Source organism: Trabulsiella odontotermitis, from assembly GCF_001297775.1.
GTDB lineage: Bacteria > Pseudomonadota > Gammaproteobacteria > Enterobacterales > Enterobacteriaceae > Trabulsiella > Trabulsiella odontotermitis.
The window spans coordinates 25,390-40,432 of record NZ_LIFX01000001.1; the positions used below are offsets into that span (position 1 = coordinate 25,390).

The 15,043-nt window shown below is 56.8% G+C and carries 15 protein-coding genes; 4 read left to right on the top strand and 11 right to left on the bottom strand.

What is annotated here, in order from left to right; genetic code table 11:
- Nucleotides 1-210 precede the first annotated feature (210 nt).
- The 3 genes from nirB (at nucleotide 211) to cysG (ending at nucleotide 4,598) form a co-directional block, all read left to right on the top strand.
- Nucleotides 211-2,754 (top strand): nitrite reductase large subunit NirB, encoded by a 2,544-nt coding sequence (nirB, locus tag AOY23_RS00150; RefSeq protein WP_054177850.1) that lies wholly within the window; start codon nucleotides 211-213, stop codon nucleotides 2,752-2,754.
- Nucleotides 2,751-3,077, top strand: a complete 327-nt coding sequence (gene nirD / locus AOY23_RS00155; RefSeq protein WP_054177851.1) for a nitrite reductase small subunit NirD — start codon at nucleotides 2,751-2,753, stop codon at nucleotides 3,075-3,077. Before nirB ends, nirD begins: the two co-directional genes overlap by 4 nt.
- Before the next feature lie 147 nt (nucleotides 3,078-3,224).
- Nucleotides 3,225-4,598: a siroheme synthase CysG gene (gene cysG / locus AOY23_RS00160; RefSeq protein ID WP_054177852.1), complete on the top strand. Its 1,374-nt coding sequence runs from the start codon at nucleotides 3,225-3,227 to the stop codon at nucleotides 4,596-4,598.
- A gap of 44 nt (nucleotides 4,599-4,642) precedes the next feature.
- Here the strand turns inward: cysG and AOY23_RS00165 are convergent, their stop codons facing one another.
- From AOY23_RS00165 to yhfZ, 8 genes are all read right to left on the bottom strand, one after another.
- Complete coding sequence (locus AOY23_RS00165) at nucleotides 4,643-5,728, bottom strand: aminotransferase class I/II-fold pyridoxal phosphate-dependent enzyme (protein ID WP_054177853.1); 1,086 nt, start codon at nucleotides 5,726-5,728, stop codon at nucleotides 4,643-4,645.
- Nucleotides 5,729-5,743: 15 nt separating this feature from the next.
- Nucleotides 5,744-7,048, bottom strand: a complete 1,305-nt coding sequence (locus AOY23_RS00170) for a YhfT family protein (protein ID WP_054177854.1) — start codon at nucleotides 7,046-7,048, stop codon at nucleotides 5,744-5,746.
- A 12-nt stretch (nucleotides 7,049-7,060) separates the two neighbouring features.
- On the bottom strand, nucleotides 7,061-7,414 hold the full coding sequence (locus tag AOY23_RS00175) for a DUF2620 domain-containing protein (RefSeq protein WP_038158686.1): 354 nt from the start codon (nucleotides 7,412-7,414) through the stop codon (nucleotides 7,061-7,063).
- 10 nt (nucleotides 7,415-7,424) lie between these two features.
- Nucleotides 7,425-8,300: a phosphotriesterase-related protein gene (locus tag AOY23_RS00180; protein ID WP_054177855.1), complete on the bottom strand. Its 876-nt coding sequence runs from the start codon at nucleotides 8,298-8,300 to the stop codon at nucleotides 7,425-7,427.
- Nucleotides 8,293-9,522, bottom strand: a complete 1,230-nt coding sequence (locus tag AOY23_RS00185; protein WP_054177856.1) for a phosphopentomutase — start codon at nucleotides 9,520-9,522, stop codon at nucleotides 8,293-8,295. The genes AOY23_RS00180 and AOY23_RS00185 overlap by 8 nt, the downstream gene beginning before the upstream one ends.
- Nucleotides 9,522-10,685 carry a YhfX family PLP-dependent enzyme gene (locus AOY23_RS00190; RefSeq protein WP_054177857.1) on the bottom strand — a complete coding sequence of 388 codons (1,164 nt, stop codon included), beginning with the start codon at nucleotides 10,683-10,685 and terminating at the stop codon, nucleotides 9,522-9,524. Before AOY23_RS00190 ends, AOY23_RS00185 begins: the two co-directional genes overlap by 1 nt.
- A gap of 80 nt (nucleotides 10,686-10,765) precedes the next feature.
- Complete coding sequence (locus tag AOY23_RS00195) at nucleotides 10,766-11,131, bottom strand: hypothetical protein (protein ID WP_054177858.1); 366 nt, start codon at nucleotides 11,129-11,131, stop codon at nucleotides 10,766-10,768.
- 10 nt (nucleotides 11,132-11,141) lie between these two features.
- Complete coding sequence (gene yhfZ, locus AOY23_RS00200) at nucleotides 11,142-12,047, bottom strand: GntR family transcriptional regulator YhfZ (protein ID WP_054177859.1); 906 nt, start codon at nucleotides 12,045-12,047, stop codon at nucleotides 11,142-11,144.
- A gap of 330 nt (nucleotides 12,048-12,377) precedes the next feature.
- Between yhfZ and AOY23_RS21355 the strand changes: the two genes are divergently transcribed.
- On the top strand, nucleotides 12,378-12,548 hold the full coding sequence (locus AOY23_RS21355; RefSeq protein WP_038158705.1) for a YhfL family protein: 171 nt from the start codon (nucleotides 12,378-12,380) through the stop codon (nucleotides 12,546-12,548).
- Between the two features lie 64 nt (nucleotides 12,549-12,612).
- Here the strand turns inward: AOY23_RS21355 and trpS are convergent, their stop codons facing one another.
- The 3 genes from trpS to rpe are packed head-to-tail and all read right to left on the bottom strand — an operon-like array spanning nucleotide 12,613 to nucleotide 15,041.
- Nucleotides 12,613-13,617 carry a tryptophan--tRNA ligase gene (gene trpS, locus AOY23_RS00205; protein WP_054177860.1) on the bottom strand — a complete coding sequence of 335 codons (1,005 nt, stop codon included), beginning with the start codon at nucleotides 13,615-13,617 and terminating at the stop codon, nucleotides 12,613-12,615.
- A complete protein-coding gene (gene gph / locus AOY23_RS00210; protein WP_054177861.1) occupies nucleotides 13,610-14,371 on the bottom strand; it encodes a phosphoglycolate phosphatase in 762 nt (253 codons plus the stop codon). The genes trpS and gph overlap by 8 nt, the downstream gene beginning before the upstream one ends.
- Nucleotides 14,364-15,041 (bottom strand): ribulose-phosphate 3-epimerase, encoded by a 678-nt coding sequence (gene rpe / locus AOY23_RS00215; RefSeq protein ID WP_054177862.1) that lies wholly within the window; start codon nucleotides 15,039-15,041, stop codon nucleotides 14,364-14,366. The genes gph and rpe overlap by 8 nt, the downstream gene beginning before the upstream one ends.
- Between the last annotated feature and the right edge of the window lie 2 nt (nucleotides 15,042-15,043).

The window sequence follows — 15,043 nt, forward strand, 5'->3', positions numbered from 1 at the left end:
TGCCCGATATGGCTTGCGTATTTTTTAACCTCATTTTGTACACAAAAAGCACAAAATAAAAAAGCATGCCTTTTCCACAACTTATTAAAATCCTGACAAATCATAGAGATACTCATTAAGTGGTAGGTGAAGGCGCATTTGATTTACATCAATAAGCGGGGTTGCTGAATCGTTAAGGTAGGCGGTAATAGAAAAGAAATCGAGGCAAAAATGAGCAAAGTCAGACTCGCTATCATCGGTAACGGCATGGTCGGTCACCGCTTTATTGAGGATCTCCTTGATAAAGCGCCCGCCGACCAGTTCGACATTACCGTGTTCTGTGAAGAACCCCGCATCGCCTACGACCGCGTCCACCTGTCATCTTACTTCTCTCACCACACAGCGGAAGAACTTTCGCTGGTCCGCGAAGGATTTTATGAGAAGCATGGCATTAAGGTGCTGGTCGGTGAACGGGCGATCACCATCAACCGCCAGGAGAAAGTGATCCACTCCAGCGCGGGCCGCACGGTGTTCTACGACAAACTGATCATGGCGACCGGTTCTTATCCGTGGATCCCGCCGATCAAGGGTTCAGAAACGCAGGACACGTTCGTGTATCGCACCATCGAAGATCTCAACGCGATCGAATCCTGCGCCCGTCGCAGCAAGCGCGGCGCAGTGGTGGGCGGTGGTCTGCTTGGTCTGGAAGCCGCTGGCGCGTTGAAAAACCTCGGTGTTGAAACTCACGTCATCGAATTCGCGCCGATGCTGATGGCCGAACAGCTCGACCAGATGGGCGGCGAGCAACTGAAGCGCAAAATCGAAAGCATGGGTGTGCGCGTGCACACCAGCAAAAACACCAAAGAGATCGTTCAGGAAGGCACCGACGCGCGTAAAACCATGCGCTTTGCTGACGGTAGCGAGCTGGAAGTGGACTTCATCGTCTTCTCAACCGGCATTCGTCCGCGCGATAAACTCGCCACCCAGTGCGGTCTGGCGGTCGCGCAGCGCGGCGGCATCATGATCAACGACAGTTGCCAGACGTCCGACCCGGATATCTACGCCATCGGCGAATGCGCCAGCTGGAACAACCGCGTGTATGGTCTGGTGGCGCCAGGCTACAAAATGGCGCAGGTGGCGGTTGACCATATCATTGGTCGCGAAAATGTTTTTGAGGGCGCCGATCTCAGCGCCAAACTGAAGCTGCTGGGTGTGGATGTGGGCGGCATTGGTGATGCGCATGGCCGCACGCCAGCGTGCCGCAGCTACGTCTATCTCGACGAAAGCAAAGAAGTCTATAAACGCCTGATCGTCAGCGCCGACAACAAAACGCTGCTCGGCGCTGTGCTGGTGGGCGACACCAGCGACTACGGCAACCTGCTGCAACTGGTGCTGAACGCTATCGAACTGCCGGAAAACCCGGACTCGCTGATCCTGCCCGCGCATGCCGCAGGCGGCAAACCGGCGATCGGCGTGGATAAGCTGCCGGACAGCGCGCAAATTTGCTCCTGCTTTGACGTCACCAAAGGCGCGCTGATCGCCGCCATCAACAAAGGCTGCCACACCGTGGCCGCGCTGAAAGCGGAAACCAAAGCCGGGACCGGCTGCGGCGGCTGTATTCCGCTGGTGACGCAGGTGCTGAACGCCGAGCTGGCGAAACAGGGCATCGAAGTGAACCACAACCTGTGCGAGCACTTTGCTTATTCGCGTCAGGAGCTGTATCACCTGATCCGCGTGGAAGGCATCAAAACTTTCGACGAGCTGCTGGAAAAACACGGTCAGGGCTACGGCTGTGAAGTGTGTAAACCTACCGTTGGCTCGCTGCTGGCCTCCTGCTGGAACGACTATGTCCTGAAGCCGGAACTGACACCGTTACAGGATACCAACGACAACTTCCTGGCGAACATCCAGAAAGACGGCACCTATTCGGTCATTCCGCGCTCAGCGGGCGGTGAAATCACCCCGGAAGGGTTGATGGCGGTTGGTCGTATCGCTGCCGAATTTAACCTGTATACCAAAATCACCGGGTCCCAGCGTATCGGTCTGTTTGGCGCACAGAAAGATGATCTGCCGGAAATCTGGCGTCAGCTGATTGATGCAGGCTTCGAAACCGGTCACGCGTATGCCAAAGCGCTGCGTATGGCGAAAACCTGCGTCGGCAGCACCTGGTGTCGTTATGGCGTGGGCGACAGCGTCGGCTTCGGCGTTGAACTGGAAAACCGCTACAAAGGCATTCGCACCCCGCACAAAATGAAGTTCGGCGTCTCCGGCTGCACCCGTGAATGTGCGGAAGCGCAGGGCAAAGACGTGGGGATCATCGCGACCGAGAAAGGCTGGAACCTGTACGTCTGCGGCAACGGTGGGATGAAACCGCGCCATGCCGATCTGTTGGCCGCTGATCTCGATCGCGACACGCTAATCACCTACCTCGATCGCTTCATGATGTTTTACATCCGCACCGCCGATAAGCTGACGCGTACTGCGCCGTGGCTGGACGCGATGGAAGGCGGCATCGACTACCTGAAAAGCGTCATTATTGACGACAAACTCGGCCTGAATGCGCAACTGGAAGCCGAGCTGGAACGCCTGCGCGCGGCATTCGCCTGCGAATGGACGGAAACCGTCAACAACCCGGCGGCACAGGTTCGCTTCAGACACTTTATCAACAGCGCTCAGCGCGACCCGAACGTACAGGTCGTTCCTGAACGTGCACAGCATCGCCCGGCCACGCCGTATGAGCGCATTCCGGTCACTCTGGTGGAGGAAAACGCATGAGCCAGTGGATAACCATCTGTAGTATCGACGATATCCTGCCGCAAACCGGCGTCTGCGCCCTGCTGGGCCACCAGCAGGTGGCGGTTTTCCGTCCGCACCGTGACGAGCAGGTGTTCGCCATCAGCAACATCGATCCGTTCTTTGAGGCCAGCGTGTTGTCCCGCGGTCTGATTGCCGAGCATGACGGTGATCTGTGGGTCGCCAGCCCGCTGAAAAAACAGCGCTTCCGCCTGCGCGACGGCACGTGCATGGAAGACGAAAACCACTCCGTCGCCCATTTTGACGCGCGCGTTAAAGACGGTCAGGTGCAGTTGAAGGCCTGAACGTTTTAGGAATAAGTAATACCAAAAACGTATGAATGGAGCAGGATAGCAGCAGGAAAAATCGTGTATTCCGGACGATGACTGCTGTTATCCTTACCGCCATTACGCATCCCCGCATTTCTCTTGTTCACTCCGTGAGGTTACCCCGTGGATCACCTGCCAATATTCTGCCAACTGCGCGATCGCGACTGTTTACTGGTCGGCGGCGGCGATGTTGCCGAGCGCAAGGCCAGATTGCTGCTGGATGCAGGCGCACGACTGACCGTCAATGCCCGTGATGTTGTCCCTCAGTTCGCCGTCTGGGCCGAAAGCGGCAGGGTGACGCTGGTGAAGGGCGATTTTAATGAATCCCTGCTCGATACCTGCTGGCTGGTGATTGCCGCCACCGACGATGAACAGGTTAACGAGCAGGTCAGCCAGGCGGCGGAAGCGCGCCGTATTTTCTGTAACGTGGTCGACGCGCCAAAGCAGGCGAGCTTTATCATGCCGTCGATCATCGACCGTTCGCCGTTGATGGTCGCCGTCTCATCCGGCGGAACCTCGCCCGTGCTGGCGCGTCTGTTGCGCGAAAAACTGGAAGCGATCCTGCCGCAGCATCTGGGTCAGGTGGCGCACTATGCTGGTCAGTTGCGCGCGCGGGTGAAAAAACAGTTCGCCACCATGAGTGAGCGTCGTCGCTTCTGGGAAAAGCTGTTTGTGAACGACAGGCTGGCGCAGTCGCTGGCGAATCAGGATCAGCAGGCCATTAGCGAAACGACTGAGCAGTTGCTCAGCGAAGATCTGGACCATCGTGGCGAAGTGGTGCTGGTCGGCGCCGGGCCGGGCGACGCCGGGTTGCTGACGCTGAAAGGGCTGCAGCAGATCCAGCAGGCGGATATCGTGGTTTATGACCGTCTGGTCTCGGATGACATCATGAACCTGGTGCGTCGCGACGCCGATCGTGTGTTTGTTGGCAAACGCGCCGGTTATCACTGCGTACCGCAGGAGGAGATTAACCAGATCCTGTTGCGCGAGGCGCAAAAAGGCAAACGCGTGGTGCGCCTGAAAGGGGGCGATCCCTTTATTTTCGGTCGCGGTGGCGAAGAGCTGGAAACGCTGTGCAACGCCGGGATCCCCTTCTCCGTTGTACCGGGGATCACCGCCGCGTCCGGTTGTTCCGCCTATGCGGGGATCCCGCTGACGCACCGTGACTATGCGCAGAGCGTCCGTCTGGTCACCGGCCACCTGAAAACCGGCAGCGAACTCGACTGGCATAATCTGGCCGCCGAAAAGCAGACGCTGGTGTTCTACATGGGGCTGAATCAGGCCGCGACCATTCAACAAAAACTGCTGGAACACGGGATGGAAGCAGACATGCCGGTGGCGCTGGTGGAGAATGGCACTGCCATCAAACAACGCGTGGTGGACGGTACGCTGGCGGAGCTTGGCGAACTGGCGCAACAGGTCGTCAGCCCGTCATTGATTATCATCGGCCGCGTGGTCAGCCTGCGTGAAAAACTGAATTGGTTTTCTTATCACTAACTTGCCGCGCCCGGCAGCCACGGTTGCCGGGCGGGCGTATCACGTTACATCCCTTCGCAGCTTTGGCGCAAAATCCGCAGGATCGTCTCGTCACCGCACAGATTCGGGTTGATGCGAATGGTCGTGTGCTCCATGCCCGGATTTGCCTCGCGAAACGTGCCGGAGAGACGGTAAAACAGCGGCGGAAGTTCGTATTTTGATTCCGCCCCGACCGGCCACGGCAGCGCTCCGAGCTGGCTGGCTTTTTCCAGTACCTGTTCTGCTATCGGTTGATAGAAGGTCACCAGCAGCACTTTAGACTGCGCATTGGCAATCGTCGCCTGTTTCACCTGCGGGATCGTCCCCCGGTTCAGCGCCAGCATCAGGCGTTCTGTCACCTCCGACTGTACCGCATGCATGACCGGCGCGAACGCCAGTCCGCGCAGCACTTCCAGCGCCTGTGGCCCCTGGATCTGGCTGCCGCCGGAATACATCATGGCGCGAATGCGCGCCACGGCCTGCGCTTCACCGACAACCGCGCCGACGCCTTCCGGGCCAAACAACTTGAAGCAGGAGAAAGTCGACAGCGTTGCGCCGCATTCACAACCAATCTGCGCCACTTTTAACGTCGCGTAGTTATCGTCTGTCAGCGTGGGGACACCGGCTTGCGCCAGTTGTGTCAGCACGTCTTCCAGAACATAACTGTCCTCTGGCCGTTGCCGGGTATGCTGCACTAACGCCGCATCCGGTTGCTGACGGGCGAGCGCCATCGCCAGCGCCCGCGTGTTGTTGAAATCAACCCGAATCAACGACAGCCCCATCTGTTCGATGAGCGTGGCGCTGGTCGGGTAGACCGGCGCATCATGAATGAGCAACCGGCCTCCCGGTTTGATCAGCGCCGCCAGTCCGGCGCGGATCGCGCCCGTACCTGCGCCCTGCACCAGCACCGCCGCGTCCGCGTGGAAAAAATCCGCCAGTACCGCTTCCACGCGCTGCGTCGTCTGCGGCTGGTTAAGCCCAGGCACCAGCCCCCGATCGCCGCCGTTCAGGAACGTTGCCCCGGGGAAATGGCGGCAGATGGCGTCCACCAGCGCAAACTGTTTTTGTTGAGCCTCAACCAGCGACATGCTTTTGAGGGGAAACGTCTTCATCACACGACCTCAGCGCTACGCGGGAATAAACAATCCGCACCAGTAGAGAATGTTGAGCACAATACCGGCGATCATCACTGCCACCACCGGTGCCGCCATACGCTGAATCGGGCGCCCTAACGACTCGTTGAGGAAATAGAGCGCGGCGGTGATGGAGAAACCGGTATAGCCCGCCATTTTGATGGCAGCGAAGATAGAGCCAACCAGCAGCGCCATTTCCATCAACATATTCATGGCGTTACGAATGTTGTCCGACGCGTTACGCACCGACGGGTAGCGCCCCAGCCATTTACCGATCGAGCGCAGCAGCAGCACTTCCGCGGAAATGACGATCGCGCCGAGAAGGGCGGCAATCCACGGGTTAGGTGCCAGATAGCCGACCGCGTAGACGAAGGTGAACCCGGCAACGGCGTACACCCCGGTCGCCAGCGCGGTGGTGGCAATCAGCGGGACAAAACCGAGGCCGCGCATAAATTCGGCCAGCGCCGCCTGATGCACCAGCGTCTGTGACTCTTCTGGTGTAATGCCTGCGGAATACGCTTTTTCGAGGGTGAAAATCGACACTTCACTCCCGGCAAAAATCTTCATGCAGGCAACCGCGGCGATCAGCGCCCCGACGATGGCAATGTAAGGCAGATTTTTGATGATGCGGGAGGTTCGCTCTTCAAACACCGAAATCCCACTCATGTCCATGTCCTGTTCGTCGCGATGACGCAGGTCGTGAGAAATGGCGATCCCCAGCAGCATGACCATCCCGACGAAGATCTCAATCGATTCCGGATTCAGATGTGGGAAGAAACGCACCACCAGCACACGCGTCGCCAGTACCACTACCGCGGCAACCACGCTGTTTTTCCAGCCAAACTGGTAGAAGATCGCCACCAGCGGGAAGAGGGCGAAAGCGGAGACCACCGGCGAGCTCAGTTCACCGAGCGACCCCAGCACATCCACCGGCAGCGAGGTGAGCAAATGGTTAACCGGCAGCAGGAAGGTGAGGATCAGAACGCCCCAGATAGCGCCCAGTCCAAATGCCAGAATGCTGTTTGCCGCCAGAACGCCGAGGATATCGGTAGGGAGGAACAGCAGCCAGGCGTTCAGCAACCCGGTTTTCAGTGTAAAGGAGATCCCCACCGAGGCGACGAAGCCGATGCTTAAACCGAAAGCGATACTGCCCGCCTCACGGCGATTCATATGACCTTCGATCAGCTGCGGCAGGATCGGGCGGATCCCGTCATGAAAAACTGCGGCGGAACGATGCGCCAGTAACGCCGTCATCCCGGTAAGCAAAGCGACCACTATTATTTGTATGTAAAGGGCCATAGACGTGCCTTTTTATTTTAAGTAGTTGATAAGCATTGGAATCGCGTGCTCGATATGCTCAACAGAAAGGCCGAATGCCACTTTCCCTTCTGCGACCATCTTCGCGACGTGATCCTCTTTTGCCTTGATACCGGGTTTGGCGATGGTACAACTCTTGTTAAATCCAATAACGGCGATGGCTATCGACAACGCCGCACCCGCCCCGGTATTACAGGCTCCAATGTAGTAATCCAGCTGCCCTGCCTTGACCTTCATCGCTGCTTCCATGTCGTTGTAAATAAACACTTCAAAACAGCCAGGCGCAGACGTTTCGATGGTCTTTTTGATAAGTTCACGCTGTAAACCAGCCACACCGATCTTTTTCATTTCTCTGTCCTCACTGGAAAAATTGCGAAGGGTTGTCACGTAACATCACATCCACATCCGCCTGGCTGAAACCGGACTGACGCAACAGCGGCACAAAATTGGTGAGCAGATAGCTGTAGCCATTGCCGCCATTGGCCTTCAGATGAGAGCGTCGGGTAATGTCCATGGAGAGCATCACGCGATGAAGTAAGCCTCTGTCGCGCAAGGTATGCAGCATGTCGATGCGTTTCGCATCCGGGTAATAATTGTTTTTGCCGATGGTATCGAACTGCACGTAAGCGCCGAGATCGATCATCCGCAGAATGTCATCAATGTTGTCTTTCAGATCGCAATGCCCGATGACCACGCGGGAGAGATCCACGCCATAGCCGGAGAGCAGCGCCAGTTGTTCCAGCCCCATCGTGCTGAACGACGTATGCGTGGAAAGCGGGCGGCCGGTCTCGTGATGCGCTACCGCCGCGGCGTAAAAGACCTTTTTCTCCAGATCGGTGATCGTCCCTTTGCTGGAGCCGATTTCCGCAATGATGCCCGCTTTTAGCTCGCTGCCCTCAATGCCCTTTTCGATCTCATCGATCATCTCCTGCGCCAGTTGCCTGACACTGCGGGTCGCCACATGCTCAGGGTAAAAATCATGCTGATAATAGCCGGTGCAGGCCACGACGTTGATGCCAGTGTCGCGCATCAGATCCTGCATAAACTGCGGGTTGCGGCCCATATAACGGTTCGTCATTTCGATAATATTGCGCACACCCAGGTTCATCAGCGTGCGCATCTCATCGCAAATGAGCGCGTACTGATCCAGCCGACAATCGATATCGCCCTTAAAACCCGATAAATCGATATGAAGGTGTTCGTGCGCGTAGGTATACCCGGTGCTGTCAATCATGTCGGTTCCTCGCGGTTTTCAGGAGCGGAAGGAAAGAGCGGCCATTTTCTGGCGGGTGGGCGCCAAAGAAATCGCAGACGGTGGCGCCGATGTCCGAAAGCGAAGTGCGTACGCCCAGTTCAGCGGGCGGTAAGTCTGGCTGCCAGACCAGCACCGGCACTTTCTCGCGGGTGTGTCGGCTGTGACCAATGGTCGGGTCGTTGCCATGATCGGCCATGACCACGAGGCAATCGTCCGGGTGCATCGCCGCCATCAGTTGGGCCAGATACCGGTCAACCAACTGGAGCCGGTCAGCGTAGCGCTCAACGTCTTCCGCATGACCTGCCAGATCGGTTTCCTGGATGTTGGTGCAAATAAACACGTTTTGCTGGCGGTTCAGCGCATCAAGCGTGATCTCCATGATCCGCTGGCTGTCCACCAGGTTTTGCCAGCTTTCACCATGAGGATTATTGACGATATCGGCCACTTTACCGACCAGCACCGTGGGAACACCGACGGCGTGTAGCCGGGCAGGCACCTGAACGCTGTCATCAACGCCATAACCCATATGCACCACCTGGAATCCGTTGTCATAGGCGCCAGAGCGCGGTGCGTTGATGCCGACATAAGTGCCGTCGCGGGTTTCCGCGGCGTCCCACAGTTGCTGCGTGCTGGCGAGGAGCCCACCGAAAGCAATCACGCGCCCGACCTCCACCTGCTGGCGCACAATCCGGCCAATCGCTTTTACCTCGTCGAATGACATCTCGCTGAGGTTGCCGGTAATGTTGTAAACCTGCCCCAGATCGGCTTCGAGATTGTCGCCAATCGCCACGGCATCACCGACCAGCAGCCAGTACGGGCCATCGCCACAGCGCTGTGTTTTCCGGCCTTCCGCACGAAGCGCGGCCTCAACCTTGTCGATCACCTGGTTGAACGGCATTCGCAGCGGCGTACGCGGCAGGGTGCCGAGAATTTCCTGATGCCCCATAAACGTATCGCCGCCTTCATGCATCAACTCTGCCACACCCCAGCTGGCGCCAGGAGAAGGTCGCATGACGCCAGGCGTCGCGCCCAGCGCGTTCATCAGGCCGAGTTTTTCAAGCGTGGGGAGCCGCAGCGTCGGCAGATGCTCAAGGATATGACCGCACGTATTCGCACCGAGATCCTGCGGCCTGACCCGAGGTACATCGTCCATTGCGCCAACCCCAAAACTGTCTATTACCAACACCACGAAACGCGCCATTACGCCTCCAGAAGATTTCCCAGACTGTCATAGCGGGCAGCGATGTGCGGTTCACCGCGCTGGATACCTTCCACCAGCACCACATCACTACGGGTGACAAAAATTTGCGTACGGAAACAGCAGATCACGGCGCTGCTGACAGGGAACCGTTCGTTAAGCGCCAGGTAATAATCGATACTGCTGTCGTTAAAAGGCTTCAGCGTCGCGTCCAGCGGCGTGTCGCTGTCGTGCGGGAAGACCAGCGCATTGCGGGCATGCCCCCGGCGATAGTAGCCGCCGCCATAGCAATAACTGTGGCCCTGAAAGTCATGCGAGATTTCGCTCAGCCACAGCATGGCAATACGCTCAGGCTGATCACCCTGCTGATTCGCCGGCATGGTGCCGGTCAGCGCATGCCCGGGTTCGCCGTGAGTGACGCCAAACGACGCCAGCAGCGGCAATGTAGAACAACTCGTGGCCGACGGCGCGTTCAGTTGGGTAATCTCAACGCCCGCCTCCTTCAGCCGTTTGCGCGCTGTAACCAGCGACAGCAGATTTGGCGTCGGTACCGTTTCGCCCAGCGACTCATCCCACAGCAGGCAGGGGAAATGCGTCAGTCCGGTCAGTTGTAGCCCCGGCAACTGGCGCAACTCAGCGACAACACCTTCCAGCTCTGCCAGCGAAAAACCGCTCTCCTGTCCTGGGTAGAGGGCGTCGTTCTCGCCATACACTTTCAGCATCACCGCCTGCGTCCGGCCTGCGCTCACCGCGGCCTTCGACACTTCACGCGCCTTTTCCAGGGTAAAGATCGTGATGATGTCGGTTCCCTGTGCGACAGCGTCCGCCACCTGATCATGCGGAATTTGCACCAGATGCCCCTGATGCGCGACCTTCAGCCCGGCGCGACGCATTACCCGGGCTTCTTTAAAATCGACAGCGACCACGCCCTGATAACCGAGCGCCAGCAATTTCTCCGCCAGCCAGGGATTACGCCCGAACTGCTTGGTCATCAGATACAACGAGATGCCGTGCTGGCTGGCCACGCTCAGCAACCGTTTGCCGTTTTCCAGCACCTGATCGACATCGATCACCCAACTGTCTGGCGCAATGCTGCCCTGCTGCCAGAGCCGGAGTGCCGCAGTAATCAACGCGGGATTCTGACGTTTCAATGCGTTTATAAACATGTAAGCCTCAGTTTCTGTTCCCTGAATGCCAAATATTCATTTTTTTGAATATTTACGTTCTGATAAAACACGCTGCGTCATCATGAATGACCTTCGTTTGCCGCCAGCCATAATCCATACAGATTAGCCAGCAAATACCCCTCTTCATTGGCGTGAAGCTGCACCGTAAACCCCTGCAACAACGCCTGATGCGCGGTGAGGATCTGCGGCCAGAACGTGGACTGCTGCATTTCCTCAAGCAGTTCCGCATCCAGCGGCGCAATCACTTCGCCGCGGCGGCTGCGCATCAGCGCATTGGCCATGTGCGTTACCGCCATTTCCCCCTGCTCGCTAAACACCGGCAGGGATAATTCTGTGTCCATCTGCCGTACCACCTGCAACATGCCGTCGCAGATGTCCTGGTCGATCACGCCCGCCTGACACAGCAGGTTGAGTCGATTTTCCATCCCGCACTCCTCAATAGCTGGGATCCTGCTCTTCATTCACCACCCGCTGCTGATGAGCCAGCAACGCAGGCTTATCCACCACGGTTTCAATCAGATGCTGCATCGGATAATCATCCGCCCGGGTCAGCACCACCGCTTCCGTCGCCTGAACAAAACGCGGGTCGCCTTTCAGCGGGATCGCCTCCAGCCCCAGCACCACAAGTTCCGATTCGACCGCGACGTTCCAGATAACACCGTCAATATCGCCCTTCACAATGCGGTGTAAGCTCTCGTGATACGGCACATCAACCCGCTCAATCTCGCGCTCGCAGAACCACAGGCTGGTCATGATTTTCTGGTCGGCAGACCGGTTATCGATGCCCACGCGCCGCACGTTTTTGGCTTCGCCCTTCCGGCAAATCAACTGGTGTTCGCCCACGTAGGTTTGCGCCCCCAGCTCCAGCACCATACAAAGCGCGTTGCTGTGCAGATAGTTTTCGGCGGCCAGTCGCGACACCACCGCCATGTCGTACACGCCGTTCAGCAAACACTCCACGCGAACATCCGCGCCGCGCATGTGGGCAAAATAAAAAGGAATGCCCTCAAACTGTGATTTCAGGCCGCTGGCCAACCCTTCGTATAACCGGGTGTAGGGCAGTGGCATGGCACACACGACATTGCGGATATCCACATGCGACAACAGCGCTTTATGATTCATGTCGGCCAGGTAGCTTCCATTGCGCCCGCGTCGCTCAATGCGAATCGCCCCTTCGGATTCCAGCGTTTTCAGGGCCGCCTGGGTTAATCCCACCGATGAGCCACATTCCGTAGCCAGTTCTTCGATGGTTTTCAATCGGTTACCACATTTCTGCCCTAACAGGTAGCGCGCAAGCGTGGTTAACGTCATGCCCTCTTTCTTGATGAATGTTCTGCGCATTACAAATCTTCAGTAAATTGAATATTTTTATATTCATTAAAGTGAAGATAAAGCACAAGTCAGGAAAGTGTAAACAGCGAATCGCGTCACATAACTAAATGCAATGACTATCGCGGCATACATTGGGAAAGGAAGCCGACATCAACAATATCGTTATTTCAAGTCCGGATTATTACTCCGATTTCAGCCCGTAATCCATTGTCGCGCCTGGGATAATTGCTTAAATTCCCCGGCTGGATTCATCGTGAATTATTAACGGATTAATCCTTTAAACCATTGCGTAATTCATGCGCTGTGGATATTCAATACATTACCAGCAAGGATGTCATGATGGGAAAAACCATTAAAATCATTGCGCTGCTTGGCGCACTGTCAACGCTGACCGCCTGTACGGGTCACATCGACAATAAAAGCAAAAACTGCAGTTACGATTATCTCTTACATCCCGCCATTTCTATTTCGAAAATCATCGGCGGCTGCGGCCCGGCGGCGGATCAATAATCGCGCCACCTGCTGCACACGGCATAAAAAAACCGGGTTTCCCCGGTTTTTTTATTGGCATCACTTACGGATGCGCGACAAAACCAATCGCGTCATAGACCGCTTTCAGCGTAACCGATGCCCGCGCACGCGCTTTCTCTGCGCCTGCTTTCATCACCTGTTGCAGGAAGGCTTCGTCGTTGCGGTAGCGGTGATAACGCTCCTGCAACTCGCCCAGCATACCGGCGACGGCATCAGCCACTTCGGTTTTGAGGTGACCGTACATTTTGCCTTCGAAATGCTGCTCCAGCTCAGGAATGCTCTTGCCGGTGACGGCAGAGAGAATATCCAGCAGGTTCGACACCCCGGCTTTGTTTTGCAGGTCGTAACGCACCACTGGCGGCTCGTCAGAGTCGGTCACCGCACGTTTGATTTTCTTCACCACCGATTTCGGATCTTCCAGCAGCCCGATCACGTTGTTGCGGTTATCGTCAGACTTGGACATCTTCTTCGTCGGCTCCAGCAGCGACATCACGCGCGCGCCGGTTTTCGGAATAAACGGCTCTGGCACTTTGAAGATATCGCCGTAGATGGCGTTAAAGCGCTGGGCGACATCACGGCTCAGTTCCAGATGCTGTTTCTGGTCTTCGCCCACCGGCACCTGATTGGTCTGATACAGCAGAATATCTGCCGCCATCAGTACCGGGTAATCAAACAGACCGGCGTTGATGTTTTCCGCGTAACGGGCTGATTTATCCTTAAACTGCGTCATACGACTCAGCTCACCGAAATAGGTGTAGCAGTTCAGCGCCCAGCTCAGTTGCGCATGTTCCGGCACATGAGACTGCACGAAAATCGTGCTTTTTTCCGGGTCAATGCCACAGGCCAGATACAGCGCCAGAGTGTCCAGCGTCGCTTTACGCAACTGTTGCGGATCCTGACGCACGGTGATGGCGTGCTGGTCAACGATGCAGTAAATACAGTGATAGTCGTCCTGCATGTTCACCCACTGACGCAGCGCACCCATATAGTTGCCAATGGTCAATTCACCTGAGGGCTGTGCGCCACTAAAAACAACGGGCTTAGTCATTTTTCAATTCCTGAAGTTCACTGTACGGAAGCCCGAGTGCGGGCAGTAGTTCATCGAAACGATCAAAAATCACATCGGGTTCGCTGAGTGCGATCGATTCGCCATAGTTGTAGCCGTAGGTCAATCCGACACAACGGCAACCCGCGGCTTTCGCCGCAAGGATATCATTGCGGGAATCGCCGACAAAAAGCAACGCTTCCGGCGCGAGGCCCAAACGTTCGGCGACCAGCAGCAGCGGTTCGGGATGCGGTTTCTTGTTCTGCACATCGTCGCCGCCAATGATAACGTCAAACAGATGCGCAATGCCCAGCGCGTCGAGGATCGGCGCGACAAACGGCGTCGGCTTGTTGGTCACCAGCGCCAGTGGCAGACCGCTGGCATGCAGTGCACCGAGCGTTTCGGCCACCGCCGGGAACAGGAAACTGCCCGCTTCGGCATGTTCGGCATAGTAACGATCAAACAGCTTGCGCAGAATACGCACCTGCTCTTCCGCGGGAATATCGCTGTCATCCACCGACGGTTTTCCCATCGTGGCGCGCAGTGTTGCCCGCTCCTGACGCGCCCAGGTCAGCGCGCGCTGCATCAACACATCCGCACCGTTACCAATCCAGGTGATGACGCGTTCTTCGCCCGCGACCGGCAGCTCCAGCGCATACAGCGCGCTGTCAACGGCGGCAGTGAGCCCCGGCGCGCTGTCAACCAGCGTCCCGTCGAGATCGAACGCAACGCCTTTTATCAACTGCATATTAATCATGACGTACCTTTGCCAGTTCACTACGCATTTCATCGACCACTTTCTTGTAGTCTGGCTGATCGAAAATAGCGGACCCCGCGACAAACATATCGGCGCCTGCCGCGGCGATTTCCGCGATATTGCTTACCTTAACACCACCATCCACTTCAAGACGAATGTCATAACCGGATTCATCAATGCGGCGGCGCACTTCACGCAGTTTTTCCAGCGTATGCGGAATGAACGACTGGCCGCCAAAACCCGGGTTGACGGACATCAGCAGAATGACGTCAAGTTTGTCCATCACATGGTCGAGATAAGTCAGCGGCGTGGCCGGGTTAAACACCAGCCCCGCTTTACAGCCGTTCTCTTTGATCAGTTGCAGGGAACGGTCGATATGCTCGGACGCTTCCGGGTGGAAAGTAATGATGTTGGCACCAGCCGCGGCAAAATCAGGAATGATGCGATCGACCGGTTTAACCATCAGATGCACATCCACCGGCGCCGTGATGCCGTATTTGCGCAGCGATTTCAGCACCATCGGGCCAATGGTCAGGTTCGGAACGTAGTGGTTGTCCATGACGTCGAAATGAACGACATCCGCACCGGCCGCCAGCGCTTTCGCCGTGTCTTCACCCAGGCGGGCAAAATCAGCCGACAGAATTGAGGGGGCAATCAAATACTGTTTCATCC